The sequence below is a fragment of the Ensifer sp. KUDG1 genome (assembly GCF_050434285.1).
Classification (GTDB): Bacteria; Pseudomonadota; Alphaproteobacteria; order Rhizobiales; family Rhizobiaceae; genus Ensifer.
In genome coordinates this window covers 268,645-295,423 of the sequence record NZ_JBNDIG010000009.1, presented here as the reverse complement: position 1 = coordinate 295,423, position 26,779 = coordinate 268,645, and the positions used below count along the sequence as shown (strand labels likewise).

Annotated in this window: 20 protein-coding genes; 10 read left to right on the top strand and 10 right to left on the bottom strand. The window is 63.8% G+C overall.

The features are described 5' to 3' along the window. Positions 1-99 precede the first annotated feature (99 nt). The 3 genes from M2267_RS22500 to M2267_RS22490 all read left to right on the top strand — a co-directional run bounded on the left by M2267_RS22500 (position 100) and on the right by M2267_RS22490 (position 7,789). Positions 100-1,329, top strand: coding sequence for an MFS transporter (locus tag M2267_RS22500; RefSeq protein ID WP_429117244.1), 1,230 nt, complete (start codon positions 100-102; stop codon positions 1,327-1,329). A 264-nt stretch (positions 1,330-1,593) separates the two neighbouring features. Continuing rightward, entirely contained in the window at positions 1,594-3,507 is a 1,914-nt protein-coding gene (locus M2267_RS22495) for an autotransporter assembly complex protein TamA (RefSeq protein WP_082005962.1), read from the top strand. A gap of 103 nt (positions 3,508-3,610) precedes the next feature. After that, complete coding sequence (locus M2267_RS22490; protein ID WP_429117240.1) at positions 3,611-7,789, top strand: translocation/assembly module TamB domain-containing protein; 4,179 nt, start codon at positions 3,611-3,613, stop codon at positions 7,787-7,789. A 213-nt stretch (positions 7,790-8,002) separates the two neighbouring features. Here the strand turns inward: M2267_RS22490 and M2267_RS22485 are convergent, their stop codons facing one another. Beyond that, a complete protein-coding gene (locus M2267_RS22485) occupies positions 8,003-8,497 on the bottom strand; it encodes a MerR family transcriptional regulator (RefSeq protein WP_429117239.1) in 495 nt (164 codons plus the stop codon). Positions 8,498-8,730: 233 nt separating this feature from the next. Between M2267_RS22485 and M2267_RS22480 the strand changes: the two genes are divergently transcribed. Continuing rightward, positions 8,731-9,522, top strand: coding sequence for an APH(3') family aminoglycoside O-phosphotransferase (locus M2267_RS22480; RefSeq protein WP_429117237.1), 792 nt, complete (start codon positions 8,731-8,733; stop codon positions 9,520-9,522). Between the two features lie 50 nt (positions 9,523-9,572). On the opposite strand, the gene M2267_RS22475 is transcribed toward M2267_RS22480, so the two are convergent. Beyond that, positions 9,573-10,055, bottom strand: a complete 483-nt coding sequence (locus M2267_RS22475; protein WP_429117234.1) for a VOC family protein — start codon at positions 10,053-10,055, stop codon at positions 9,573-9,575. Between the two features lie 111 nt (positions 10,056-10,166). Beyond that, positions 10,167-10,601, bottom strand: a complete 435-nt coding sequence (locus M2267_RS22470; RefSeq protein ID WP_043614769.1) for an Lrp/AsnC family transcriptional regulator — start codon at positions 10,599-10,601, stop codon at positions 10,167-10,169. A 155-nt stretch (positions 10,602-10,756) separates the two neighbouring features. Here M2267_RS22470 and rocF point away from each other — a divergent pair, with 155 nt between their 5' ends. The 4 genes from rocF to M2267_RS22450 all read left to right on the top strand — a co-directional run bounded on the left by rocF (position 10,757) and on the right by M2267_RS22450 (position 15,895). Then, positions 10,757-11,680, top strand: coding sequence for an arginase (gene rocF / locus M2267_RS22465; RefSeq protein ID WP_043614767.1), 924 nt, complete (start codon positions 10,757-10,759; stop codon positions 11,678-11,680). A 27-nt stretch (positions 11,681-11,707) separates the two neighbouring features. Next, positions 11,708-12,913 carry an ornithine--oxo-acid transaminase gene (rocD, locus tag M2267_RS22460; RefSeq protein ID WP_043614764.1) on the top strand — a complete coding sequence of 402 codons (1,206 nt, stop codon included), beginning with the start codon at positions 11,708-11,710 and terminating at the stop codon, positions 12,911-12,913. 296 nt (positions 12,914-13,209) lie between these two features. Beyond that, complete coding sequence (locus M2267_RS22455; RefSeq protein ID WP_034803080.1) at positions 13,210-13,689, top strand: chemotaxis protein CheW; 480 nt, start codon at positions 13,210-13,212, stop codon at positions 13,687-13,689. Between the two features lie 421 nt (positions 13,690-14,110). Further along, positions 14,111-15,895, top strand: a complete 1,785-nt coding sequence (locus M2267_RS22450) for a methyl-accepting chemotaxis protein (protein WP_043614762.1) — start codon at positions 14,111-14,113, stop codon at positions 15,893-15,895. Between the two features lie 146 nt (positions 15,896-16,041). On the opposite strand, the gene M2267_RS22445 is transcribed toward M2267_RS22450, so the two are convergent. The 7 genes from M2267_RS22445 to M2267_RS22415 all read right to left on the bottom strand — a co-directional run bounded on the left by M2267_RS22445 (position 16,042) and on the right by M2267_RS22415 (position 24,117). Next, positions 16,042-16,275 (bottom strand): formate dehydrogenase subunit delta, encoded by a 234-nt coding sequence (locus M2267_RS22445; protein WP_043614759.1) that lies wholly within the window; start codon positions 16,273-16,275, stop codon positions 16,042-16,044. Continuing rightward, positions 16,265-17,104, bottom strand: a complete 840-nt coding sequence (gene fdhD, locus M2267_RS22440) for a formate dehydrogenase accessory sulfurtransferase FdhD (RefSeq protein ID WP_043614756.1) — start codon at positions 17,102-17,104, stop codon at positions 16,265-16,267. The genes M2267_RS22445 and fdhD overlap by 11 nt, the downstream gene beginning before the upstream one ends. 21 nt (positions 17,105-17,125) lie before the next feature. Continuing rightward, positions 17,126-20,005 carry a formate dehydrogenase subunit alpha gene (gene fdhF, locus M2267_RS22435; protein ID WP_429117229.1) on the bottom strand — a complete coding sequence of 960 codons (2,880 nt, stop codon included), beginning with the start codon at positions 20,003-20,005 and terminating at the stop codon, positions 17,126-17,128. 11 nt (positions 20,006-20,016) lie between these two features. Then, a complete protein-coding gene (locus M2267_RS22430) occupies positions 20,017-21,573 on the bottom strand; it encodes a formate dehydrogenase beta subunit (RefSeq protein ID WP_429117226.1) in 1,557 nt (518 codons plus the stop codon). Continuing rightward, complete coding sequence (locus M2267_RS22425; protein ID WP_429117224.1) at positions 21,570-22,049, bottom strand: formate dehydrogenase subunit gamma; 480 nt, start codon at positions 22,047-22,049, stop codon at positions 21,570-21,572. Before M2267_RS22425 ends, M2267_RS22430 begins: the two co-directional genes overlap by 4 nt. Before the next feature lie 176 nt (positions 22,050-22,225). Then, positions 22,226-23,122 carry a LysR family transcriptional regulator gene (locus M2267_RS22420; RefSeq protein ID WP_429117222.1) on the bottom strand — a complete coding sequence of 299 codons (897 nt, stop codon included), beginning with the start codon at positions 23,120-23,122 and terminating at the stop codon, positions 22,226-22,228. Positions 23,123-23,349: 227 nt separating this feature from the next. Further along, the gene (locus M2267_RS22415; RefSeq protein ID WP_429117221.1) at positions 23,350-24,117 is read right to left on the bottom strand and encodes an SDR family NAD(P)-dependent oxidoreductase; all 768 of its coding nucleotides are present in this window, start codon (positions 24,115-24,117) and stop codon (positions 23,350-23,352) included. A 172-nt stretch (positions 24,118-24,289) separates the two neighbouring features. On the opposite strand from M2267_RS22415, the gene M2267_RS22410 reads away from it, so the two are divergent. Continuing rightward, a complete protein-coding gene (locus M2267_RS22410) occupies positions 24,290-25,054 on the top strand; it encodes a DeoR/GlpR family DNA-binding transcription regulator (protein ID WP_429117216.1) in 765 nt (254 codons plus the stop codon). A 131-nt stretch (positions 25,055-25,185) separates the two neighbouring features. Continuing rightward, positions 25,186-26,703, top strand: coding sequence for a glycerol-3-phosphate dehydrogenase (glpD, locus tag M2267_RS22405; protein WP_429117214.1), 1,518 nt, complete (start codon positions 25,186-25,188; stop codon positions 26,701-26,703). Positions 26,704-26,779: the final 76 nt, after the last annotated feature.

The window sequence follows — 26,779 nt, the reverse complement described above, 5'->3', positions numbered from 1 at the left end:
TGCACGCCTCACCAAAATGACAGGGCGCGCGCAAACCGGGTGGCTCTGCGTCACGCAATTCCGTTTCGTGGCCTCGACCTATCATGATCGAGGCTTCCCATGTCGAAACCAGAAAACACGCCCCTTCCCCCAGCCTTCAAGCGGATCGGCTGGTCCAACCTCTTTGCGCAATTTTCAGAGCAGATGGCGCTGGCCGCCGCTCCTCTGGCCGCCGTGCTTCTGCTTGCCGCAGGCCCTGCGGAAACCGGCTGGCTGCAGATGGCGCAGACGCTGCCGTTCCTGCTGCTCTCCATTCCAGCCGGTCTCGTTGCCGACCGCGCATCGCGGCGCGGGCTGATGGTCAGCTCGGAAATGCTGCGCGCGCTGTCGCTGGTCGCCACGCTGTTGCTGATGCTCAGCGGCCTGCTGTCGCTGCCGTTGCTGGCCGTCATGGGCTTCGTCGGCGCCATCGGCACGGTCTGCTACAATGTCGCCGCACCTGCCCTGATCCCGGCAATCGTTCCGCGTGCGCAACTGGCCGATGCCAACCGCTGGATGGAGCTTGCCCGCAGCCTCGCCTATTCCGGCGGGCCGGCAATCGGCGGCGCGATCGTCGCATGGACGGGCGCATCGCTCGCCTATGTCGCCGCCACCTCCCTGTCGCTTCTCTCCGTCGTCCTGCTCGCCGGCCTTGGCGATCACCACCAGCCAAGCAGCCCCAAGCGCAAGCTTCTCCAGGACCTCGCCGAAGGTGCCCGTTTCCTTGCCGGCCACGCGCTATTGAGGCCCATTCTGGTGACCGCCATCGTCTTCAACACGGCCTGGTTCGTACTGCAGGCGGTCTACGTCGCCTATGCCATTCAGACCCTTGGCCTGACGGCGACCGGTGTCGGCATCACGCTCGGCATCTATGGTGCCGGCATGATGATCGGCGCCTTCGCAGCACCCGCCATTGCGCGCAATATCCCTTTCGGCGTGATGATCGCCCTTGGCCCGCTGGGCGGGCTGACTGCCGCGGCCGTCATGCTCTCCACCATCTGGGTTCCCTCCGGCCTCCTCGCGGCCCTGAGCTTCTTTCTGTTCGGCGCCGGCCCGGTGCTCTGGTCGATCGCCACCCTCACCTTGCGACAGGCCGTCACGCCCAATGCGATGCTCGGGCGCGTCTCGGCCTTCATCACCACCGCCACCTTCGGCGCACGACCGATCGGCGCGGCGCTCGGCGCCGTCGTCGCCACGCGCTTCGGCGTCGAAGCATGCCTTGCCGTCGCAGCCGCCGGCTTCCTGATTCAGTTCCTCGTAATCATCGCTTCCGCCGTGCCGCAGCTGCGGGAACTGCCCGAGGCAGCCTAGCAATATGGCACGTCGGTCGAGGCCTGTGGCTTCGGCAAAGGCCGGGCGCATACCGAGTTGTCGGCACCGCAGAGCCGGCGGTTGTGCTGCGCCGACAACATTTCCGCGCTTTTTCGACGAAATCGACACCGAAATTCGGCATCAGGGGTGGATGCAAGGGATCGTCATCGTTAACAGATGGAAAACCTTAGGCATGCAATAGTGACCCGGCCGCATAAGCAGGCAGTTTGTATTGGGTCGCCTGAAGACGGGATGCGGAAGCGAATGTCCCCACCACGGTCGAGTATTGCGTACTGGAAGGCAGCGACTGCGCTTGCTGTTGCCTTTACGTGCGCGCTCGGCCCGCTTTCCGCCGAGAAGGCCTATGCCTTCAAGCTCTTCGGCATGAAGTTTTTCGAGAGCGACGAGGAAGAAGCGCCGGTCATCGACCCGGTCAACTACACCCTCACCTTCGACGCCGGCACCGACGACGATGAACTGAAGGAAGCGCTGGAAAACAGCTCGCAGCTCGTGCAGGGCCAGGAAAAGCCGGTCTCCGGCGATCTTGGGCTCGCCATCCGGGCCCGCGACGACCGCGACCGGCTGCTGGCCGCACTCTACGAAAAGGCCCGCTACGGCGGCACCATCGCGATCCGTGTCAACGGCCAGGACATCGACAGCCTGCCGCCGGATCCGTCTTTCCCGGATGGCAAGCCTATCCCGGTCACCGTCACCGTGACCCCGGGTCCAGTCTTCAACGTCGGTTCCGTCAAGTTCGAAGGCGACGCGGCAAGCTTCAGTCCCGCCGATTACGGCCTTCCAGCCGGCGCGCGCGCCGATTCCACCCTGATCATCAAGGCCGGCGAAAAGGTCGTGAACGACCTGCGCGAGCAGGGCCGGCCCATGGCCAAGCTCACCGAACGCAGTGCTGTCGCCAACCACGCCAATTCAACGGTCGACATCGTCATCGGCGCCAGCGGCGGCCCCGTCGCCCCGGTCGGCGAGGTCACCGTCGGCGGGACGAAGACCGTCGATCCCGGTTTCGTGCGCGACTATTCGCGCCTCAACGAGGGCCGTCCCTATTCGCCGGAGGACATCCGCAAGGCCTCCGAGCGGCTGCGCCAGCTCGGTGTCTTCTCAAGCGTGACGATCAAGGAAGCCAACACGCTTTCGCCAGACGGGTCGATCCCGATGAAGATCGAGGTCTCCGAAGGCAAGCACAAGTATTTCGGCTTCGGCGCCCAGGTTTCGACGACCGACGGCCTCGGGCTGTCGGGCTATTGGGGACACCGCAATCTTTTCGGCCGCGCCGAATCGCTGCGCATCGAGGGCTCGGTCGACCGCATCGGCGAGACCAAGGAACTGGACAAGCTCGACTATTCGGTCGGCATCCTCTTTGCAAAGCCGGGCGCCTTCGGCCCCGCCTCGACCTTTACCGCCAGCCTCAAGGCCAACATCCAGGACCCGGACGCCTATCGCGCCAAGATCCTGACGGGTGCCGCCGGCGCGACCTTCGAACTCTCGCCGACCGACACCTTCTCCGGCGGCGGCGAATTGAGCTGGGCCAACATCGACGACGCCTTCGGCTCCAATTCCTATCTGACGGCCGCGGTCCCGCTCGAATATGTGCGCGATACCCGCAACGACAAGCTGAACGCGACCGAAGGCTACCGGGCGATGATCAACGCCAAGCCGAGCTACGAGATCAAGGGACAGACCTTCTTCTCGTCCTTCGAAGCGTCGGCGTCCGGCTACCATGCGCTTGGCGACGAGAAGCGCTTCGTCCTTGCCGGCAAGATCGGCGCGGGCGTGCTCGTCGGCGGCAGCGGGCTTGAGGACATCCCGGCCAACCGCCGCTTCTATCTCGGTGGTGGCGGCTCGGTGCGCGGCTATTCCTACCAGGAAATCGGCCCGCGCAATTCCGACGACCGCGAGACCGGCGGGCGCTCCTATGTCAACGCCTCGCTCGAAGCCCGCATCGCGGTCACCGACACCATCGGCGTCGTGCCCTTCATCGACGCAGGTACCGTCTCGGCCAAGACCACACCCGATTTCTCCGACATTCGCGCCGGCGCCGGCATCGGCCTGCGCTATGCCACGCCCTTCGGTCCGATCCGCCTCGACTTCGCCGTACCGCTGAACAAATATCCGAACGGAACGAAATACGGCATCTATGCCGGCATCGGCCAATCCTTCTGATCCAGGCCGTTTCTCCCGCAGGAATCGGCAAATTGCCGTCATTGCGCGATAGTTTCTTCCCGCGGCGATTCCGCTGCCGCGCAACTTGCGTTATGGGTAGATCATGAATCAGGTCGTCCGTTTCCTTCGCGCGACGCTGCGCTATGGCCTTCGTGTGCTTGGCGTGCTTGCGGTCGTTGCCCTCCTTCTCGTCGCCTTCGTGGGCTTCACCACACCCGGCGCCCGGCTCGTCGCCTGGGCAATCGAGAAATATGCGGCAACCCCCGACCAGATCGTGCGGATCGCCGATCCGAGCGCCCTTTTGACCGGCAAGTTCACGGCCGGAAGCATCACGCTGTTCGATGGCGAGGGCATCTATGCCGAAGTGCGCGACGTCAATCTCGACTGGTCGCCCGCTGCCCTCCTCTCCTTCCGCTTCGAAGCCGCAGCGCTCTCGGCCGGCTCGATCCGCGTCGAGCGCCTGCCGATCCCCTCCACCGAGACCAAGGAAGTCCGCTCGACCTTTGCGCTTCCCGTCGACGTCAAGATCGACGCGATCGATCTCAAGGAGATCATCATCGGCAAGGCGATCGCTGGCGAGGACCAGTTCCTGACCGCCAGCGGCGAGGTGAACGCGACCAACGAAAGTATCGCCCTTCAGCTTGCGGCCGCCCAGCGCGACCGGCCGGAAGCACGCGCGGTCGCCGACATCGTCTTCAATCCGGCGGGCAACGAGCTGAAGCTCGAAGCGACCGTGGACGAACCGAACAACGGCGTGCTGGCAAAGCTGCTTCGCCTGCCGAACGAGCCTTCGGTCAACATCAAGCTGACCGGTGAAGGCCCGCTTTCCGACTGGAGCGGCAGCGCTACCGCAGCGCTCGACGGCAGCGAAATTCTCAAGCTCGACGGTCGCCACGTCCAGACGCCTGACGGAATGCACCGGCTGACGGTCGACGGCGGTGGCGGTTTCGGCTCGCTGATGCCGCCGGCGTTGCGCCCGATGTTCGAGGGCGAGACCAGGATCGATATCGCCGCCGCGTTCAACGACCAGGGGCTGGTTCAGGTCGACAAGGCTCATGTGACGACCGGCGCGCTCTCCTTTGCCGCTTTCGGAACCTACGACAGCAAGGGCGCGAACAACCTCAAGGCCAGGCTTGCCGGCACCAACGGCCCGGTCGACTTCCGCTGGCCGCTGCAGAAGGGTGAGGCACAAGCCAAGATCAATGCCGTCGACTTCTCGCTGATCGGCGACGCGCAAGCCGCGACCCTCGATCTCGCCGCAGACGTCACCTCCGTGGCGTTGCCCGACGTGGCGCTCGGCGCAGTCAAATTTTCCGCGCGCAGCGACGGCTTCAATGTCCAGGCGCAATCCGGTCTGGTGAGGGCGGCGATCGAAGTGGGCGAAGCCGGCTTCAACGATGCAAACCTCGCCCGCCTGGTGCAAGTGCCGATGAAGATCGACGCCAACCTGTCCGTGACGAAGGAAAGCATCGCCTTCAATCCGGTAACCATCGAGAGCCCCGGCGTTGGCGGATCGCTCACCGGCGCCTTCTATCGCGACGAGAATACGGTTTCTGCCGCCTTCAAGCTCTTTGCCGTTCCGGGCGCGCTACCGCCGGCAGCCGCAGCGAAGTTCGACGGCACGATCGCACTCTCGGGCGAGGTGAAGACGGCAAGCGACAGCAGCGTCACCGTGGAGGGTATCGAGCTCAAGTCGGGTACGATCGAGGCGGCCGGCACCGTTGCACTCGCGCAGAGCAACCTGACGGCCGATCTCAAGGGCACCCTGCCCGATCTCGGCAAGGTGCTTGCCGATGCCAAGGGCAAGGCCGAATTCACCGCCGCCGTGACCGGCCCGCTCGCCGAACTCGGCATCAAGGCCGAGCTGACCTCGAGCGGCGCGACACTGGCCGGGCGCACGCTCAGCGACCTCAACGTCAAGGCCGACGCCAAGGCCAACCCATCGAGCCCGCAGGCAAGCCTGACGGCAACCGGTGCGCTCGACGGCCAGGCGATCGACGTCAAGGCCGACGTCGTCTCGAAGGATGGCCAGACCGCAATCCCGGTGCTCGAAGCCCGGATCGGCGAGAACAAGCTGACCGGGGCGATCAGCTTCACCCCCGATTTCAAGCCGGACGGCACGGTCAGCTTTGACCTGCCCGATCTCGGCCTGCTTGCCGCCATGGCCGGGCAGAAGGCATCCGGCGACCTCAACGGTTCCGCTGCCATCAAGACCGCAAACGGCATCACCTCCGTCGTCGTCAAGGCCGGCGGCAGCGGCATCAAACGCGATCAGCTGACGATTTCCAAGCCGACCGCCGACATCACCATCGCCGACCTTGCGGCCCTTGCGATCAAGGGCAGCATCCGCGCCGAAACCCTGGCGCAGGGCGAAAACCGTGTTTCCGGACTTGCCGTCAATTTCGAGCAACAGGCCGGCCGCACCGGCTTTTCCGTCGACGGCAAATATGACGGCGGACCGCTGACGGTGAAGGGCGACCTTGCCAGCGCCAAAGGCCGCACGGAAATCCGCCTCGCATCCTTTGGCGCAACGCCGAAAGGCATTGCCCTGAAACTGGCGCAGCCGACGGTGATCGCGATCGAAAACGGCACCGTCCGTCTCAATGCGCTGACGATCCAGGCGTCGAAAGGCACGATCGCCGTCAACGGCACCGCTGGCGAAAAGCTAGACATCACGGCGAAGCTCAACGCGCTGCCCGCAGCACTGGTCAACGCCTTTGCGCCGGATCTCGGCGCCGAGGGCACGATCGCCGGCACCGTCGATGTCGAGGGTGCCGCGTCTGCACCGGTCGTCGCCTACGATCTCAAATGGTCGGGCGCCTCGCTCGCAGCAGCCCGCACGGCCGGCGTTGCGGCTTTTGACGTGACGGCGGACGGCAAGTTCGCCAACAACAAGGTGACGCTCGATACGACGCTTTCGGGCGCCGGCGGCCTTTCCTTCAAGGGCGGCGGCAATGTCGATATCGGCGGCAACATGCCGATCGCGATGAAGTTCAACGGCAACGTCCCCTTCGCGCTCATCGCCAACCTGATGGCGGAGAAGGGCTTCACGCTGACAGGCCAGGCGAATGTCGATGTGGCGATCTCCGGTTCCGCCAAAGCGCCGCAGATCGCCGGCACGATCGCCACGTCAGGCGGGCGCCTCGTCGACGTGCGCCGCAACCTGGCGCTCAACGACCTGACCGCCAACGTCGCGCTCGACGGCAAGCAGGCAACGATCTCCAGGCTCTCGGCCAATCTCGCGACCGGCGGCTCGGTCGAAGCCAGCGGCACCGTCGGCACCGTGCCGGGCTCCGGCTTCCCGGCCAACCTGACGATCAAGCTGAACAACGCGACCTACGTCGACGGCACGCTGTTCAACGCCAATGTCGCCGGCGAGATGACGCTGACCGGCCCCCTGGTCGCGACCCCGACGCTCGGCGGCAAGGTGACGATCCGCAAAGCCTCGATCACCATTCCCGAGAAGCTGCCGACCTCGCTGTCGGCGATCGACATCAAGCACAAGAATGCGCCGCCCAAGGTGCAGAAGATGGTCAAGGACCTGCGCAAGGACGAAGTGCCGGCCGCCGGCGCCAATGCCAGCGGCGTCATCGCCTTCGATCTCGGCGTCAATGCGCACCAGATCTTCGTGCGCGGCCGCGGCATCGACGCGGAACTCGGCGGCGACCTGACGATCCGCGGCACCGCGGTGCAGCCGGTCATTTCCGGTGGCTTCGAGATGCGCCGCGGACGGCTTGAAATCCTCGGCAAGCGCCTGACCTTCACCGACGGCAATATCGGCTTTGGCGGCGACCTGATCCCGACGCTCGATCTGAAGGCCACGTCCAGCGTCGGCGCGACCACCATCACCGTCTCGGTTGCGGGCCTCGCCAACAATCCGCAGATCGCCTTCTCGTCCTCCCCGGCCCTGCCGCAGGACGAAATCCTGGCGCAGCTGATCTTCAACCGGTCGCTGTCGAACCTCTCGGCCTTCCAGATCGCGCAGCTCGCCTCCGCCGTCAGCCAGCTTGCCGGTGGCGGTTCGACCTCGCTGCTCGACGGCCTGCGCAACAAGCTCGGCGTCGACGATCTCGACGTCACCACCGACGAGAATGGCGGCGCGTCCGTGCGCGCCGGCAAGTATCTCAACGACCGCACCTATATCGAGCTGCAGCAGGGCTCCGATTCCGCCTCCAGCAAGGCGGTCATCAATCTCGATGTCGGCAAGGGCGTAAAGCTCAAGGGCTCGGCCGCCGGCGACGGCTCGGCCTCGGGCGGTGTCTTCTTCGAAAAGGAATATTGAGCGGCGCCCGGCGAAAATACGCCTGCCCTGCTCAGCAGTGAGCATGAGAAAGCCCGCGGATCGGTCGCGATCCGCGGGCTCATCTCTCTTCACGAAGACCGCCTCGACGGCGATGTCCGCCGCAATCCTTCAAATGCAACAACGGCATTTCAAGCTTGAGCTCTGCCGCATGTCATCAGCGCAGAACCGCGCGCATTCCTGCACGACCCTGTTTCAGGCCCAGCCGTTCTCTGGAACGAAGGAGGCCTCGCGGCGCGGGCGCGTCTGCTCGTAGCGGTTCCATGCGACGGCGTCAGGCGACAGGCCGGTCATCTCGGTTTTTCGGGCAAGCGCGACGAGTTCATCGATAGAGAGGGCATCGCCGCGCTCGATCTTCTCGAGCGCCGCATCGATCAAGGACAGGCCGTGTTCGACACGGTCGCGCAGGTCCAAGAATGCCGATTGCTGGACGGCAAGCGTTTGCCGAAGGGCCGGCGCGGTACCGGCAAGCATTTCAGTAATCCGGGTGAGGCTGAGGCCAAGCCGCCGCAGCGCCAGGATTTCGGTCAGCCGCGCGATTTCGACCGCACCATAAAGCCGCCACTTCTTTTCCGTCCGCCGCGGCGCGATCAGGCCGCGATCCTCATAGACCTTGAGAGCGCGGATGGTTAGGCCAAGGCGGTCGGCGCATTCGGCAGCCGACAGCAGTTCATCGTGGTTCACGCCCATGAGCACCTCTTCGAAACACGTTCAAAAAAGATGACTTTGCGGTCAGCCCAAGCGGGCTTTGCGAAGCTTTGATGGAGATTTGGCGAAGACGCACCGTGAAAGGCGATTTGCGATCAGGCGCTGTCGAAAACTTCCGGGATCGCTCCGTGGAATTGCCACTTTGCCGAACCTACATCGGTGTCGGCGCGCGACCGCACGCCCCATTTGTTTCATTCCTTTTTCAGGTGATTGCCTTGCCCTCTTCTTTTCCCCATCCCGAACTGCCCGCCCAATTCCACCCCTTCGTCGCCGGCTATCAGTGGAACCGTGATCTGCTCGGGCAATCCGACTCGAGCATCTTTCTCCTCAAGGCGCCCGATCGTCCCATGCTGGTTCTGAAGCTCGAGGAAGCCGGCCCGTTCAACGAGTTCGTCGACGAGGCGGCGCGGCTTGATTGGCTGGCATCAAAGGACGTGCCCTGCCCGCGAGTGATCGCCCGCGCCTTCGGCGCGCAAACCAACTGGCTGCTGCTGCAGGCGGTGGAAGGGACAGACCTCGCCTCCACGACACTGTCGCCCAAGGACCAGATCGTCATCCTTGCCGACGCCCTGAAGCGACTGCATGCGCTGGATATCGCCAACTGCCCCTTCGATCATCGGATCGAAAAGCGCGTCGCCATCGCGAAAGCACGCACCCAGGCCGGCGTGATCGACGAGAGCGACTTCGACGAAACGCGGCTCGGCCGCACGGCGGCGGATCTCTTTGCCGAACTGCAGGCGCGCATGCCCCAAGCCGGCAAGCTCGTCGTCACCCATGGCGACGCCTGCCTGCCGAACATCATCGAGAAGAACGGCCGGTTTTCCGGCTTCATCGATTGCAGCCGGTTGGGCGTCGCCGCCCCCTATCAGGACATCGCACTCGCCTGCCGCAGCGTCGCCTACAATCTCGGCGAGGAATGGGTTCAGCCGTTTCTGACCCGCTACGGTATCGACAAGGACGATCCCGAGAAACGCGACTTCTACTGCCTGCTCGACGAGTTCTTCTGATCGCGTAGCCATCAAAGCATACGTCCAGACGGCGAAAGGCCCGCAACGCCTCAGGCGGCGTTGCGGGCCTCGATGCTCAGGTCGACGATATCGGCATCTTCCATGGCGTTGAACAACGCCCAGATATGGCCGAAGGGATCGATGAAGGCGCCGACGCGGTCGCCCGTCGACAGGGTTTCGGCCGCATTGCGAAGGCTTGCTCCGGCGCCGATCGCCCGGCCGATGACGCGATCGACGTCGTGCACATGCAGTTCCAGGATCACCGCCGTCGTGCCGAGCGCATGCGGCGAGCGCGGCCCGCCAAGCTTGGGCTCGGCATCGCGGCGCGGGTTGGCCCCGGCAATCCGAAACACCGATTCCCCGATCCTCAAGTCCGCACTCGTCAGAATGCCGCTCGGCCATTCATGCCGCTGCAGCAGTTCGGCACCGAGCGCTTCGCGATAGAAGGCGATGGCACGATCCTCGTCGCCATGCCTGACGAACAGCTTCACACAGATCTGCCGATCGGCAAGCCTGCCGCCATTGGCAACCATGACATCCTCCATCTTGGGTGAGGCGGCCATCATAGCGGAACACGAGAACAAATCAAGAACAATTCGACTCCGAGAGGCATTTTCCTCACCGGTTCGGGCCGCCCGAAACGTTCAGAAGGCGCCGGTCATCTTGCTGGTTTTCAACAGAATATTCGTCTCCGTGACGGTGATGCCGTCGATCAGGCGGATGCGTCGCAGCGTCTCGTCGAAGGAGACGAGATCGCGGTCCTGAAGCTCGGCGATAAAGTCCCAGCGGCCATTGGTGCTGTGCAGCGCGCGCACCTGCGGCAGGCCGCGCAACTGCTCGGCGACACGGTCGGCCATCTTGCCGTGCACCTCGATCATGACCACGGCACGAACCCCCGAAGCCGGGATTTCCGCACCGGTGCGGATGGTAAAGGCGGCGATCGTGCCGTTCGCGACCAGCCTGTCGATGCGGGCAGCGACCGTCGCCCGCGACACGCCCGTCATTTCCGATAGCGTCGAAACGGGAATGCGCGCATTCTGGCGCAGCGCGCTGATGAGCGCCTGGTCGAGATCATCCATTGCCTGTCACTTTGTAAAATGGGACTTATCAATCTGTCGAATTTAGCTCACTAATCGGCAGTTTTCCATCTTTTTGCTGACGCCCATTTTCGCCATAATCCACACATCCCGAACGGGATCAGATGAGAATTATCTTGAGAAGGAATCGGGCGGACATGACGACCATCACGCTGATCGGCGCACCCATCGAGGAAGGTTCTGGACGGCGCGGCGCGGCCATGGGCCCGACGGCCCTGCGTATCGCCGGCATCGACACCGTGCTGCGCGACCTCGGCCATACCGTTCACGACGAAGGCGACGTCAAGCCGCTGCCGGCCCGCGACCTTGCTAACCATCCGGGCGCCAACAACCTGCAGATCGTCGCAGCCTTCGCCCGTGCGCTGCACGATTCCGTGCACGACACCGTGCGCAAGGGCCACTTCCCGATCATCCTGGGTGGCGACCACGCGCTTTCCATGGGCAGCGTCTCCGGCATGGCGCGCTACGCCGCCGACGTCGGCCGACCGCTCTTCGTGCTCTGGCTCGACGCCCATGCCGACTTCAACTCGCCGTCGACCTCGCCCTCCGGCAACATGCACGGCATGCCGGTCGCCTTCTTCTGCGGCCAGGCGGAGTTCGCCCCGATCCTGCCGTCCGACCGGCCGCTCGTCGACCCGACCAAGGTCTTCCAGGTCGGCATCCGCTCGGTCGACGACCGCGAGCGTGAAGAGATCGCCGAGCATGGTGTCCGCGTTTATGACATGCGCGCCGTCGACGAACTCGGAATGGCCCATATCATGCGCCAGATCCTCGAAGAGGTTCGCGCCGCCAACGGCCTGCTGCATGTCAGCCTCGACGTCGACTTCATGGATCCGGACCTTGCGCCCGGCGTCGGCACCACCGTTCCCGGCGGCGCCACCTTCCGCGAAGCGCACCTCATCATGGAAATGCTCTGGGAAAGCGGGCTTGTTTCCTCGCTCGACGTCGTCGAGCTCAACCCCTTCCTCGACGACCGCGGCAAGAGCGCGCGCGTCCTGGTCGAACTGACGGCAAGCCTCTTCGGCCGCCGCGTTCTCGACCGGCCGACCCGCAGCGCCTGAGAAAAAAAGACAAACGGAGGACGATATATGAACACGACGGCAGCCCTGATCGAAACCGAATACCGGCTCGGCGCCCATAACTACAAGCCGCTCGACGTGGTGCTCTCGCGCGGCGAAGGCGTCTATGTCTGGGACATGGAGGGCAATCGCTACCTCGATTGTCTCTCGGCCTACTCCGCCGTGAACCAGGGCCATTGCCACCCGAAGATCCTGCAGGCGATGATGGAGCAGGCGCAGAAGCTGACGCTGACCTCCCGCGCCTTCCGCAACGACCAGCTGGCGCATTTCTACGAAGAGATCGCAGCGCTCACCGGCTCGCACAAGGTGCTGCCGATGAACTCCGGCGCGGAAGCCGTCGAGACCGCCGTCAAGGCGGTGCGCAAGTGGGGCTACGAGGTCAAGGGCGTTGCCGAGAACAAGGCCGAGATCATCGTCTGCTCCAACAACTTCCACGGCCGCACCATGGGCATCGTCGGCTTCTCCACCGACCCGGACGCCCGCACCGGCTTCGGCCCGTTCGCGCCCGGCTTCCGCGTCGTGCCCTTCGGTGACATCGACGCCTTCCGCGCGGCGATCAACGAAAACACCGTTGCCTTCCTCGTCGAGCCGATCCAGGGCGAAGCCGGCGTCATCGTACCGCCGGTCGGCTACTTCACGACGGTGCGCGAGCTCTGCACCAAGCACGGCATCACGCTGATCCTCGACGAGATCCAGACCGGTCTCGGCCGCACCGGCAAGCTGCTTGCCGAAGAGCATGAGGCGATTGAAGCCGACGTGACGCTGATCGGCAAGGCTCTATCAGGCGGTTTCTACCCGGTCTCGGCCGTGCTTTCGAATTCCGAAGTGCTCGGTGTCCTGAAGCCCGGCCAGCATGGGTCGACCTTCGGCGGCAATCCGCTCGCCTGCGCCATTGCCCGCGCGGCGCTGAAGGCGCTGACCGAGGAAGGCATGATCGAGAACTCGGCAAAGATGGGTGAACGCTTCCAGAAGGGCCTCACCGACATCCGTTCCAACATCATCAAGGAAGTGCGCGGTCGCGGCCTGATGCTGGCCGTGGAGCTGGTGCCGGAAGCCGGCGGCGCCCGCAAGTATTGCGAAGCGCTGAAAGGGCTCGGCATCCTTGCCAAGGACACCCACGGCGACACCATCCGCATCGCGCCGCCGCTCGTCATCACTGCCGAGCAGGTGGATTGGGCGGTCGAGCAGTTCGCCAAGGTTCTCGCTTCCGCCTGATCGTCGTGGTTCCGACGCCTTCAATCGCGCCCCGGCTTCAACCGGGGCGCAATGTCTTTAAGCTCTTGCAAAAGCAAGTCTTAACGAATCCCGGCCTATAGTCCTTTCCCAAAGCGCAAAGCGGTTCCTCCGCGCATGATGCAGCTGCGCCCTGCCGGATGTGATCGGCGGACTGGAAGGATCTCTCCTTTACGGATCATTGGCCGCGCCTCACGCGCCGTGAGCCATGCGGAGAGATCTGGAGTTTGGCGATGTCGCGCCCAGAGGCGTCGACCGGAAAGCTGGAAGGACCTTCGATGACAAGCACACTCAGGACGGCCGGGTTCGACGGCGAGACGCTGGAAATCATTGCGTTCCGCCTCCACGATCAGGAATTCTGCGTCAAGACGACGACGATCCGTGAAATCCGCGGCTGGGCGCCCTCGACGCCCATCCCGCATTCGCCGCCGGAAGTGATCGGCGTCATGAACCTGCGCGGCACGGTGATCCCGATCATCGACCTCGCCCACAAGCTCGGCATGAAATCGACCACCGCCAACGAGCGCAGCGCCATCGTCGTCGCCGAAGTGCACAACATGGTGATCGGCCTCGTCGTCGACCGCGTGTCGGACATCCTCACGGTCCAGGGCAGCCAGGTGCAGCCGGTGCCGGAAGTCACGGCCTCCTTCGACAAGAGCTTCGCCGAAGGCATCATTGCCAACGAAACCGGCATGATCTGCTTCCTGAACCTCGCCCGCATGTTCAAGGAACGCGAGGTCGAGGAACTGGCCGCCTAAAGCAACAGGTCAAGCGACATTCAAGGCCGTCCGACGTCTCGTCGGGCGGCTTTTTGTTGGTTATTTGCTCAACCAGAGGGCAATACTTTAGAAAAACAGGAGAAACTAATTCAACTAAAATTGGGATCTATGAGTTCTTACAACTGAAATTTGATAGTTGCTATTTTAACACCTGCTTAATAGTCCTATCACTAACCTAGATTGCATAGACACGGCGCCTTGGGCATGAAGCCCGACAGTTCGAACTCCCCTCACGAAGCACGAAATCGCTGACCCGGCGGGCCGGCGCGGGACGACCAGACATTTTTCGGCAGGCCGGCATTTGTCTTAGTCCGGGCGTTGCGCCGCTTCGGCCCCGCAAGCCCTGTCAAAGAAGGCACGAAGCCCCCGGCTTGAGCCAACAAACGAGAAGAGGGTTACAATGTTCGCTCTCGGAAAAATTGCAGACGCGAACCAGATCATCGCCGCGCTCTCGAAGTCGCAGGCCATCATCCAGTTCGACCTGACCGGCAAGATCTTGACTGCCAATGAGAATTTCTGCCAGGCCCTTGGTTACAGCCTCAGCGAAATCGTCGGCCAGCACCACCGCATGTTCTGCTCCGCCGACTACGCACAGACGCAGGAATACCGCGACTTCTGGGCCCGGCTCGGCCGCGGCGAATTCGACGCCAACGCCTACAAGCGCGTCGCCAAGGGCGGCCGCGAAATCTGGATCCAGGCGACCTACAACCCGGTGCTTCGGGGCGGCAAGCCCTACAAGGTGGTCAAGTTCGCCAGCGACATCACCGCCGCCAAGGCAAGGGCCACGGAAGATGCCGGCAAGCTGGATGCGATCTCCCGCTCCCAGGCCGTGATCGAGTTCACGCCATCGGGCGAGATCCTGACCGCCAACGAAAACTTCTGCGCCGCGCTCGGCTACAGCCTCCAGGAAATCCAGGGCAAGCACCACAGCATGTTCTGCGAGCCGAACTATGCCCGCACCGCCGAATATGCCGACTTCTGGAAGCGGCTCGCCGCCGGCGAGTTCTTCTCCAACGAGTTCGTGCGCTACGGCAAGGGTGGCAAGGAAATCTGGATCCAGGCAGCCTATAACCCGATCCGCGACTTCAGCGGCAAGGTCTACAAGGTCGTCAAGTTCGCGACCGATGTCAGCGAGCGCATGAGTGCCATCAACAGCCTCGGAGCCGGCCTGCGGGCGCTCGCCGAAGGCGATCTGACGCGCAACCTCGACACGCCCTTCGTGCCGAGCATGGAAGCGGTGCGCACCGACTTCAACGATGCGACCGCCAAGCTGCGCGGGGCGATGCGAACCGTCGGCGACAATGCCAGCGCGATCGCCTCCGGCGCCCGCGAAATCCGGGCCGCCGCCGACGACCTGTCGAAGCGCACCGAACAGCAGGCCGCGTCCGTGGAAGAGACCGCCGCGGCGCTCGACGAGATTACCACGACCGTCTCGGACTCCAGCCGCCGCGCCGAGGAGGCGGGAGGCCTGGTCGCCAAGACCAAGGCGGGTGCCGAACGCTCCGGCAATGTGGTCAAGAGCGCGATCGGCGCCATGGACCAGATCGAACAGTCGTCCCGCGAAATCTCCAACATCATCGGCGTGATCGACGACATCGCCTTCCAGACGAACCTCTTGGCGCTGAACGCCGGCGTCGAAGCGGCGCGGGCTGGTGAAGCCGGTAAGGGCTTCGCGGTTGTCGCCCAGGAGGTGCGCGAACTGGCGCAACGCTCGGCCAGTGCCGCCAAGGACATCAAGGCGCTGATCGGCACCTCCACCGAACACGTCAAGAACGGCGTGTCGCTGGTCGGCCAGACGGGGGCAGCGCTCGAAGAAATCCTCGTCCAGGTCCAGGAGATCAACGCCAACGTCTCGGCGATCGTCGAAGCCGCCCGCGAACAATCGACCGGCCTCAAGGAGATCAACCAGGCGGTCAACTCAATGGACCAGGCGACCCAGCAGAACGCCGCGATGGTCGAGGAAAGCACGGCGGCCAGCCACGCCATGGCCCGCGAGGCCGAAGCGCTGCACGAACTGCTCCGCCAGTTCCGCTACGGCGAGCAGGTCCAGGTCGTCGACGCAAACCGCCGTATCGAAGATCGCGCGCAGCCGTCACGCCTGCACGCCACCGCCCGCGCCTTACGCGGCGGCCAACGGACGAGCCTCGCTGCGGCACCGGCCGCGGATGGCTGGCAGAATTTCTGAGCGCACATCCCTGCACCCCGCGCTCGGGAATGGGGAAGGCGGCGACCGGTAGCCGCCTTCCCTTTAATTTTTTGAGAGAGATGCTTGCTTAGGGAAACGCGCCGTCCGCGAGATGCGAAGAAGTTGCGGCGGGTGATGAAGGCCGGTTACGCTGCTTCCGGACGTTTGATCTTCGCTGCCGCCTCCAGCACCAGCGGCGTCAGGCCCTCGCCGCCATTGTCGATATGCTCGAACAACTTGCGCCGCATGCGCGGCTCCCAGTACCTGTTGATATGGGTGGCAACGCCCTGCGCCGCCTCGCTCGACGGCTGGCTCTTGAAGAAGGTGGCGATCTGGTTCGCCATGTAGATCAGCTTGGCGTTGGTGTTGTCATGCGACATCGACGGCAGCTCCGGACTTGATGCGTTCGGCATGGGTGAAGATCTCGAATTCGTCGCCGCGCACAAGGGCGATCAGCGTCATGCCCGCAGCCTCCGCCGTACGGATGGCAAGGGCCGTAGGCGCCGAAATGGCGATAATGACGGGGCTGCCGACAACCGCCGTCTTCTGCACCATCTCGACGGAGACTCGGCTGGTGACGACGACGGCGCCCTCGCTGCCCTTAAAACCGGCGCGTGCCGAAGCACCGATCAACTTGTCGAGCGCATTGTGGCGGCCGACATCCTCGCGCACCGCGATCAGGCCGCGACCCGGCACGTAGAAGGCGGCGCCGTGCACGGCGCGCGTTTCGAAATGCAGCGGCTGCTGGCCGTTGAGCAGCGCCACGGCCGAGACCACGTCCTCTTCAGAAAGAGTCAGCTTGGAGCCGGAAACGTCCGGCGTCGGCCGTACCGCCTGTTCGATCGATTCGATGCCGCAAAGGCCGCAGCCGACCGGCCCTGCCATGTGCCGTCGGCGCCGGCGCAACATGTCGTTCTCTTCGTCCTGAAGCACGATCTGCAGGTCGATGCCGAGATTGCCGGCGACCGTCTCCGAGACGATCTCCACCGTTTCGATCTGGCCGGGATCGGTGATAATGCCCTCGGTCAGGCTGAAGCCGACGGCGAAATCCTCTAGATCGCCGGGTGTCGCCATCATCACCGCATGGGTCGAGCCGCCATAGCTGAACGCGACCGGCGTCTCCTCCGGCACAGCGCGCGCACCATCCCGAAGCGCGCCGTTGCGGCGGGCGGCCTCGGGAACGGTCTTGGATGTCTTAAATGTCGCCATGATCGATCGCAGTGCGGGCCATCACTCCGCCGCCTCCAGCTTGCCGGAAATCCGGCGCGACTGGCGGGCCTGCTCGTCATAGTCCACCTGCCAGTCCGAAGGACCGTTCGACGGCATCACCTGCACTGCCGTCACCTTGTATTCCGGGCAGTTGGTCGCCCAGTCGGAGAAGTCGGTCGTGATGACGTTCGCCTGTGTCGATGGATGGTGGAAGGTGGTGTAGACGACGCCGGGCGCCACACGATCGGTGATCAGCGAGCGCAGCGTCGTCTCGCCGGCGCGGCTTGCCAGCCGGATCCAGTCGCCGTCACGGATGCCGCGCTGTTCGGCGTCGTGCGGATGGATCTCCAGCCGGTCTTCCGCATGCCAGACGACGTTGTCGGTGCGCCGCGTCTGGGCGCCGACATTGTACTGGCTGAGGATACGGCCGGTGGTCAAAAGCAGCGGGAAGCGCGGGCCGGTGCGTTCGTCGGTCGCAACATATTCGGTGCGGATGAACTTGCCCTTGCCGCGCACGAAGCCGTCGACATGCATGATCGGCGAACCCTCGGGATGCGCCTCGTTGCAGGGCCACTGCACAGAGCCCATCTTTTCGAGATAGTCGTAGGAGACGAGCGCGAAGCTCGGCGTCGTCGCGGCGATCTCGTCCATGATCTGCGAGGGGTGGCGGTAGTTCCAGTTGAGGCCCATGGCCTGGGCGAGCTTCTGCGTGACCTCCCAGTCGGCATAGCCGTTCTTCGGCGTCATCACCTTGCGCACGCGGTTGATGCGGCGCTCGGCGTTGGTGAAGGTGCCGTCCTTTTCGAGGAAGGTCGATCCCGGCAGGAAGACATGCGCGTAGTTGGCGGTCTCGTTGAGAAACAGGTCGTGCACGACGACGCATTCCATCGCCGCGAGACCGGCGGCCACGTGCTTGGTGTCCGGGTCGGACTGCAGGATGTCCTCGCCCTGGATGTAGAGGGCCTTGAAGGTGCCGTCGACGGCCGCATCGAGCATGTTGGGGATACGCAGGCCCGGTTCGTTGGAGATCTCGACGCCCCAGAGCTTCTCGAAGGTCTCGCGGGTCGCATCGTCGGAGATATGTCGGTAGCCCGGCAGTTCGTGCGGGAACGAGCCCATGTCGCAGGAGCCCTGCACGTTGTTCTGGCCGCGCAGCGGGTTCACGCCGACGCCCGGCCGGCCGATATTGCCGGTGACCATGGCAAGGTTGGCGATCGCCATGACGGTTGTCGAGCCCTGGCTGTGTTCGGTAACACCGAGACCATAATAGATCGCGCCGTTGCCGCCGGTGGCGTAGAGCCTTGCGGCACCACGCACCAGGTCGGCCGGTACGCCGGTATAGGCCTCGGTCGCCTCGGGGCTATGGTAGGGCTCGGCGACGAAGGCGGCCCAATCCTCGTATTCCGACCAGTCGCAGCGCTCGCGGATGAACTTCTCGTTGGCGAGGCCTTCGGTGACGATCACATGGGCGATCGAAGTCAGGATCGCGACATTGGTGCCGGGCTGCAGCGGCAGGTGATAGGCCGCCTCCACATGCGGTGAGCGCACGATGTCGGTGCGGCGCGGATCGATGACGATCAGCTTGGCGCCTTCGCGCAACCGCTTCTTCAGCCGCGAGCCGAAGACCGGATGGCCGTCGGTCGGATTGGCGCCGATGATGACGGCGACGTCGGTGAACTCGACCGAATCGAAGTTCTGCGTACCGGCAGAGGTGCCGAAAGCCTGGCCGAGGCCGTAGCCTGTCGGCGAGTGGCAGACGCGAGCGCAGGTATCGACGTTGTTGTTGCCGAAGCCGGCGCGCACCAGCTTCTGCACCAGATAGGTCTCTTCATTGGTGCAGCGCGACGAGGTGATGCCGCCAACGGAATCGCGGCCATACTGATACTGGATCCGCCGGAACTCTGAAGCCACATGCGCGTAGGCCTCCTCCCAGGTAACCTCGCGCCAGGGATCGGAGATCTTCTCGCGGATCATCGGGTTTAGGATGCGATCCTTGTGGTTGGAATAGCCATAGGCGAAGCGGCCCTTGACGCAGGAATGGCCGCGATTCGCCTGGCCGTCCTTCCACGGCACCATGCGGACCAGCTCTTCGCCGCGCATTTCCGCCTTGAACGAGCAGCCGACGCCGCAATAGGCGCAGGTCGTCACCTCGGAATGCTCCGGCTGGCCAATCTCGATCACCGACTTTTCGGTCAGCGTCGCCGTCGGACAGGCCTGCACACAGGCGCCGCAGGAGACGCATTCCGACGACAGGAAGTCTTCCGCCATGCCGGCCGAAACGCGGCTGTCGAAGCCACGGCCGCCGATTGTCAGCGCGAAGGTGCCCTGCACTTCTTCGCAGGCGCGCACGCAGCGCGAACAGACGATGCATTTGGCCGGATCATAGGTGAAATAAGGATTGGACTCGTCCTTCGGCATCCACTTGGCGTTGATCTCGCCATTGTTGCGCGCCGTGACGTGGTTCTCGCCCTCATAGCCGTAACGCACGTCGCGAAGACCCACGGCACCGGCCATGTCCTGCAGCTCGCAATCGCCGTTGGCCGCACAGGTCAGACAGTCGAGCGGGTGATCGGAGATGTAGAGCTCCATCACCCCGCGCCGCACATCCTTCAGCCGCGGCGTCTGGGTGGAGACCTCGATGCCAGCCGCAACCGGCGTCGTGCAGGACGCCGGCATGCCGTTGCGCCCCTTGATCTCGACGAGACAGAGCCGGCAGGAGCCGAAGGCATCCATCATGTCCGACGCGCAGAGCTTCGGCACCTCGATGCCCGCATCCATCGCCGCCCGCATGATCGAGGTACCCTCGGGCACCGTGACCTCGCGGCCGTCGATCGTGAGCGTCACCAGCTTTTCGGACTTGGAAGCAGGAGTGCCGTAGTCGATTTCATGAATGAGAGACATGGTCTTCCTCCTCACTCCGCCGCTTCAACGCGCGGTGCCGGCTGAAAATCATCCGGGAAATGGGTCATCGCGCTCATGACGGGATAGGGCGTAAAGCCGCCCAGCGCGCAGAGCGAACCGAACTTCATCGTGTTGCAGAGATCGGCGAGCAGCTCGCGGTTCTTTTCCGGCTCGATGCCGGCGGCGATCTTGTCGGCGACCTCGACACCGCGGGTCGAACCGATGCGGCAAGGCGTGCACTTGCCGCAGCTTTCAACCGCACAGAACTCCATCGCGAAACGGGCCTGGTTGAGCATATCGACCGTATCGTCGAAAACGACGATGCCGGCGTGGCCGATGAGGCCGTCGCGCGCCGCAAACGCCTCATAGTCGAACGGCGTATCGAACAGCGCACGGGGAAAATAGGCGCCGAGCGGGCCGCCGACCTGCACGGCCTTGACCGGCCGGCCGCTCGCAGTCCCGCCGCCGATGTGATCGATGATTTCGCCGAGCGCCAGGCCGAAGGCGGTCTCGAACAGGCCGGCATGCTTGACGTTGCCGGCGATCTGGATCGGGATCGTGCCGCGCGAGCGGCCCATGCCGAAGTCGCGGTAATAGGCAGCGCCCTTGTCCATGATGATCGGGACGGAGGCAAGCGATATCACGTTGTTGATCACGGTCGGACAGTCGAACAGGCCCTTATGGGCCGGAAGCGGCGGCTTGGCGCGCACGATGCCGCGCTTGCCTTCGAGGCTGTTCAGAAGCGCCGTTTCCTCGCCGCAGACATAGGCGCCGGCACCCTCGCGCACTTCCATATCGAAAGCCCTGCCGGAGCCGAGCACCGAGGTGCCGAGCACGCCGGCCTTGCGGGCGATCTCGATCGCTTCGGCCATCGCCGCGATCGCATGCGGGTATTCGGAGCGGGTATAGATGAAGCCCTTGGTGGCGCCGGTCGCGATGCCGGCGATCGCCATGCCCTCGATCAAGACGAAGGGATCGCCTTCCATGATCATCCGGTCGGCAAAGGTGCCGCTGTCACCTTCGTCGGCGTTGCAGACGATGTATTTGCGCGCGCCCGCCGCATCGAGAACGGTCTTCCATTTGATGCCGGTCGGAAAGCCCGCGCCGCCACGGCCGCGAAGGCCGCTTTCGGTCACCTGCGCGACGATGTCCTGCGGCGCCATGGCAATGGCGTTGCGCAGGCCTGCGAGCCCGCCATGGGCCTGGTAATCGTCGAGCGACAGCGGATCGATGATGCCGCAGCGCGCAAAGGTCAGACGCGTCTGCTGCTTGAGGAAGGGGATCTCCTCGGTCTTGCCGAGACAGAGTGCATGATCGCCGCCCTCGAGCAGGCCTGCATCGAGCAGAGAGGGAATGTCACGTGCCTTGACCGGGCCATACGCCACGCGGCCGCCAGCGGTTTCCACCTCGACCAGGGGTTCCAGCCAATGCATGCCACGCGAACCGTTGCGAACGATCACGGCGTCAAGGCCGCGGGCTGCGACCGCCTCGGTCATCGCCTTTACGACCTTCTCGGCGCCGAGCGCGATCGCTGCCGCATCGCGCGGGATGTAGATCTTCACCGTCATCGCCGCGCCTCCTGAACCAGTGCTTCGAGGTCGGTGGCATCGAGCCTAGCATGCACCTCTCCGTCGAGCATCGCGGAGGGTGCGCAGGAACAGAGCCCGAGACAGTAGACCGGCTCCAGCGTCACCGCTCCATCCGGCGTCGTCTGATGGAAATCGATGCCGAGCAGCCGCTTCGCGCGTTCGGCAAGCTGATCGCCGCCCATCGACTGACAGGCTTCGGCGCGACAGAGCTTCAGCACGTGGCGCCCGGCGGGGTGCTCGCGGAAGTCATGGTAGAAGCTCATGACACCATAGACTTCGGCGCGCGACAGGTTGAGCTCGCGCGCAATCACGGGAAGACAGTCCAGTGGCACGTAGCCGAATTCCTGCTGGAGCTCGTGCAGGATCGGCAGCAACGGCCCTTCGAGCCCTTTGAGCTCCTCGACGATAGCGAGCGTGGTTTCCGCGATATCGGTGCGCGGCTGATGGATATTCAACGGGAGCCCTCCCGGCTCGTGGACTGGACGGGCAAAGCCCGAAACGGGCGACCGGTCCAGCCGACTTTACTTCCTGACGGAGGCCGTTCCTCGGCGGTCTCCGGCCATGATAAAAAAGCTTCGCGCTTATGGCCTTGAGGGTCAATAAGGCTGTTCCGTCGATCGATAGAAAAAATCTATTGAACTTGATTTCGCTCGCCGAGAATGCGCGCTTCGTGCAGGAGAGCCGAGACCAGCGGCGTAAACGGCTCACGATGCGTCGCAACCAGACCGACGGTGTGACGGGCGTCCGGATCGACGATCGGGATCATCCGGATATCTTCGTGAAAACCGAATGATTTCGCGACGTTGAACGGCATGATGCTGGCCCAGCGACCGGTGCGCACATGCGAGAAAAGCACGATCATCGAATTCGATTCGAGCGTCGGCTTGGCGACGACACCGGCTTCGGAGAAATGCTGGTTGATGATGCGGCGGTTCTGCATATCGGCCGTCAATAGACAAAGCCGAACGTCGCTAACCTCTTTCCACGTCACGCTTTCCCGCTCCGAAAGCGGCGTTCCGGCGGCGGTGACGAGGTGATAGCGCTCGACCTGGAGCGGAACGCTGGTCACCCGGCCGAGCGGCTCGTTCTCCAGATAGGTGAGCCCCGCATCGATCTCGAGATTTTCGAGCAGTGCCAGGATCTGCACCGATGTCGTCGATAGCACGGAAAAGGTAACATCAGGGTGCTTTTCCTGGAACGGCGCGGTGATCATCGGCACCATGGCAAGCGTCGTCGGTACCGCTGCCAGTCGGATATGCCCGGAAAGACCCTTGCGTGCCGCCCGCATCTCCTCGCGCATGGTGCGGGCATCGCCGACGATGCGGCGCGCCCATTCGAGCACGCGCTGCCCCTCGGGCGTCAGGCCCTGAAAGCGCGATCCGCGGCTGACGAGCATGACGCCGAGCTGATCCTCGAGCTGACGAATGGCCGCCGACAGCGTCGGCTGCGTCACGCCGCATTCCTCCGCCGCCCGGCCAAAGTGCCGTTCGCGTGCAAGGACGAGGAACATTTCCAGCTTGTCGATCATGCTTGGCCTTCAGTTACTGTGGCTCTGCCCCTCTCCTCGGGTTTAACCCGAGGACTAACCCTCTCCCCGCTCGCGGGGCGAGGGGACTTGGCGCTTCGCGAGATCGCCTCTTTATGACGTAGGTCCCGAATGGAGTGGGGACGCGAACGGGCGCGGCATCGTCCCTTCTCCCCGCCTGCGGGGAGAAGGTGCCGGCAGGCGGATGAGGGGCGACGCTGAACACGCACTCATGCAATCAGCTGCCCGCCATTCACTTCCAGCACCTGACCGGTGATGTAGCCCGACAGCGCATGCGAGGCGAGGAAGAGATAGGCGGGCGCGCAATCCTCCGCCGTGCCGAGACGGCCGAGCGGAATGGTCTTGCGGGTCGCCTCCAGCTTCTCCTGCGACGAGTAGCGCTCGTGGAATTCGGTGGTGATCGTGCCGGGCGAAACGCAATTGACCCGGATGCCCTCGGGCGCAAGTTCCCGCGCCAAGGCCTTGGAATAGGTGGAGACGAAGGCCTTCGTCGCCGAATAGATCGACGACCCGGCGCTGCCGCCGGTCAGTGCCGAGATCGACACCGTGTTGACGATCGCCGGATGCGTACCCTTGCGCAAAAGCGGCAGCATCGCCCGCGTCATCTCGACGACGGCGGTCTGGTTGAGCTGGACGACGGTCTGGTACTGCTCATCGGTCAGCTCCGCCGCCGGGAAGCGGCCGACCATCGTGCCGGCATTGTTGATCAGGATATCGACACTCTCGAACCGGCTGCGCACGACATCGGCGAGCCCCTCGACACCATCCGGCGCGAGAAAGTCCGCTGTCGCCACATAGGCCCGCCCCTCCGTCGCTGCCGTTTCGAGAAAATCGGGCAGGTCGCCGATCGACCGGCCGGCATGGACGAGCACATGCGCGCCGCAATCCAGAAACTGGCGGGCAACCTCCAGCCCGATGCCGCGCCCGGCACCGGTGATCACGACGGTCATGCCCTTGAACAAGGCCGGATGAAACATGTCTTTCCCCTCTTCACTCCTGAGGCAGGGTCGCCTATCGCCGAAGCGAATGCAACGCGCGCCGACACCCTGGCCTCGCTGCGAAAGCGATTTCGCCGCAAACGCCGATTCTGAAATTGCGCGGCTTTCGTTTTTGCATATTATGAAACAAAACGAAAATGGGGAGGACGGAATGTATTTGACCGGTCGGCAGGAGGAGATCCTGGAACTGGCAAAAAGCGAGGGTCGGGTGCTGGTCGAGGAGCTGGCGCAGCGCTTTTCCGTCACGCCGCAAACCATCCGAAAGGACCTGAACGATCTCTGCGACGCCAAGATCCTGAACCGCATTCATGGCGGTGCCATCTTCCCGAGCGGCAAGGAAAACGTCAAATACGACGCCCGCCGCCAGATCGCGGCACCGGAGAAACAGGCAATCGGCAAGGCCGCCGCCGAGCTCATCCCCGACAACGCGTCGCTTTTCATCAACATCGGCACGACGACCGAAGCCGTGGGTGAGGCTCTGCTCGACCACAAGGAACTGATGGTCATCACAAACAACATCAATGTCGCCAACCGCTTACGCGTCTTCCCCTCGATCGAGGTGGTGATCACCGGCGGCGTTGTGCGCGGCTCGGACGGCGGCATCGTCGGCGAGGCCGCCGTCGACTTCATCAAGCAGTTCAAGGTCGACTTCGCTGTCATTGGCGCGTCGGCGATCGACCATGACGGGGCCCTGCTCGATTTCGATTTTCGCGAAGTGAAAGTCGCCCAGGCGATCATCGCCAATGCCCGTCATGTCATCCTGGTTTCCGACTCGACAAAGTTCGAAAGAACCGCGCCTGTTCGCATCGGCCATATATCGCAGGTTCAGACCTTCATCACCGATCGCTGTACGCTCGAAAATGTCAGGAAAATCTGTGCCGAACAGGATGTTCGGCTGATCGAAACCGACGCCTGAAACCGGAGATTTAGACACCCCTTAAGATTCGCAGTGCATTCGTTTGACATTCGATATGTTTTCGTTTTAACTGATTTCACTTTCGCTGATGCATCAATTTGTGCATCGCGAAATGTGGAGGGGAAACAGCAGTGTCAGAGCAGGCAATCTACGACGTCTTCGTCATCGGCGGCGGCATCAACGGATGCGGCATCGCGCGCGACGCGGTCGGCCGTGGATACTCGGTCGCCTTGGCCGAAATGAACGATTTCGCCTCCGGCACGTCCTCCGGCTCCACCAAGCTCATTCACGGCGGCTTGCGCTACCTCGAACATTACGAATTCCGCCTCGTGCGCGAAGCGCTGATGGAGCGCGAAGTGCTCTGGGCGATGGCGCCGCACGTCATCTGGCCGATGCGCTTCGTACTGCCCTATCACAAGGGCGGCCTGCGCCCGGCTTGGCTGATCCGCCTCGGCCTCTTCCTTTATGACCATATTGGCGGCCGCAAGCTGCTGCCGGCAACGGCGACGCTGGACATGAACCGCGATCCCGCCGGCAAGCCGCTGAAGCGCCTGTTCAACAAGGCGTTCGAATATTCCGACGGCTGGGTCAACGACGCTCGCCTCGTGGTCTTGAATGCCCGCGACGCCGCCGATCGCGGCGCCGTCATCATGGCCCGCACCCGCGTCGTCGCCGCGCGTCGCGACGACGCCCTCTGGACGATCGAAACCGAAAACCAGGCAACCGGCGAACGCAAGACGCTCAAGGCCCGCATGCTCATCAACGCTGCCGGCCCCTGGGTCGACGCGGTTCTCTCGGGCGCACTCGGCAAGAACGATGTGCACAATGTCCGCCTCGTGCAGGGCAGCCATATCGTCGTGAAGAAGAAGTTCGACGATCCGCGCGCCTACTTCTTCCAGAACCCGGATGGCCGCATCATGTTCGCCATCCCTTACGAAGAAGATTTCACGCTGATCGGCACCACCGACCGCGACTATACCGGCAACCCGGCCGATGTGCGCATCAGCGACACCGAGGTCGATTATCTCTGCCAGGCAGCAAGCGAATATTTCCTCGAGCCGGTGACGAAGGACGATATCGTCTGGACCTATTCGGCCGTTCGCCCGCTCTACGACGACGGCGCCAGCAAGGCGCAGGAAGCAACGCGCGACTACGTGCTTCGGGTCGAGGGCGACAAGGGAGCGGCACCGCTGCTCAACGTCTTCGGCGGCAAGCTCACGACCTATCGCCGTCTCGGCGAGTCCGCCCTCGAAAAGATCGGCGAGGCGATCGGCGTCAAGGGGTCGAAATGGACGGCCGGCTCCAGGCTTCCGGGCGGTGACTTTCCTGCCCAGGGCTACGGCGACGAAGTCGCAAGACTGCAGAAGCAATATCCCTTCCTTTCGCCGCAGCATGCGCGTCGCCTCGTGCGCCTCTATGGCACGCGCGCCGCTGCGCTGCTCGGTTCGGCGTCGAACGAGGCCGCTCTTGGCCACCATTTCGGCGCCGATCTCTATGAGGCCGAGGTCAAGTGGCTGATGACGCAGGAATGGGCTCGGCACGCAGAGGACGTGCTGTGGCGGCGCACGAAGTTGGGATTGAAGCTGACGCCGGGCGAGGCGGTAGCGCTGGAGGAATACATGCGGGGCGCGGCCAACGCAGCCGCCTGAGAACGCTCGCATGCAATGCATTTCCAGAACGGGCGCGCGCGTCCGGAAATGCAGAAGACCGATGAGATAGAGCGTT

Bases quoted from the DNA above. Each gene is read 5' to 3' on its own strand.
- M2267_RS22455 (WP_034803080.1), top strand. From the start codon at position 13,210: ATGACAAGCACACTCAGGACGGCCGGGTTCGACGGCGAGACGCTGGAA.
- M2267_RS22475 (WP_429117234.1), bottom strand. From the start codon at position 10,055: ATGGTTGCCAATGGCGGCAGGCTTGCCGATCGGCAGATCTGTGTGAAG.
- M2267_RS22490 (WP_429117240.1), top strand. From the start codon at position 3,611: ATGAATCAGGTCGTCCGTTTCCTTCGCGCGACGCTGCGCTATGGCCTT.
- M2267_RS22500 (WP_429117244.1), top strand. From the start codon at position 100: ATGTCGAAACCAGAAAACACGCCCCTTCCCCCAGCCTTCAAGCGGATC.
- M2267_RS22415 (WP_429117221.1), bottom strand. From the start codon at position 24,117: ATGTTTCATCCGGCCTTGTTCAAGGGCATGACCGTCGTGATCACCGGT.
- M2267_RS22450 (WP_043614762.1), top strand. From the start codon at position 14,111: ATGTTCGCTCTCGGAAAAATTGCAGACGCGAACCAGATCATCGCCGCG.
- fdhD (WP_043614756.1), bottom strand. From the start codon at position 17,104: ATGGCGACATTTAAGACATCCAAGACCGTTCCCGAGGCCGCCCGCCGC.
- M2267_RS22420 (WP_429117222.1), bottom strand. From the start codon at position 23,122: ATGATCGACAAGCTGGAAATGTTCCTCGTCCTTGCACGCGAACGGCAC.
- rocD (WP_043614764.1), top strand. From the start codon at position 11,708: ATGAACACGACGGCAGCCCTGATCGAAACCGAATACCGGCTCGGCGCC.
- M2267_RS22410 (WP_429117216.1), top strand. From the start codon at position 24,290: ATGTATTTGACCGGTCGGCAGGAGGAGATCCTGGAACTGGCAAAAAGC.
- M2267_RS22470 (WP_043614769.1), bottom strand. From the start codon at position 10,601: ATGGATGATCTCGACCAGGCGCTCATCAGCGCGCTGCGCCAGAATGCG.
- M2267_RS22445 (WP_043614759.1), bottom strand. From the start codon at position 16,275: ATGTCGCATGACAACACCAACGCCAAGCTGATCTACATGGCGAACCAG.
- M2267_RS22430 (WP_429117226.1), bottom strand. From the start codon at position 21,573: ATGACGGTGAAGATCTACATCCCGCGCGATGCGGCAGCGATCGCGCTC.
- M2267_RS22485 (WP_429117239.1), bottom strand. From the start codon at position 8,497: ATGGGCGTGAACCACGATGAACTGCTGTCGGCTGCCGAATGCGCCGAC.
- fdhF (WP_429117229.1), bottom strand. From the start codon at position 20,005: ATGTCTCTCATTCATGAAATCGACTACGGCACTCCTGCTTCCAAGTCC.
- M2267_RS22495 (WP_082005962.1), top strand. From the start codon at position 1,594: ATGTCCCCACCACGGTCGAGTATTGCGTACTGGAAGGCAGCGACTGCG.
- rocF (WP_043614767.1), top strand. From the start codon at position 10,757: ATGACGACCATCACGCTGATCGGCGCACCCATCGAGGAAGGTTCTGGA.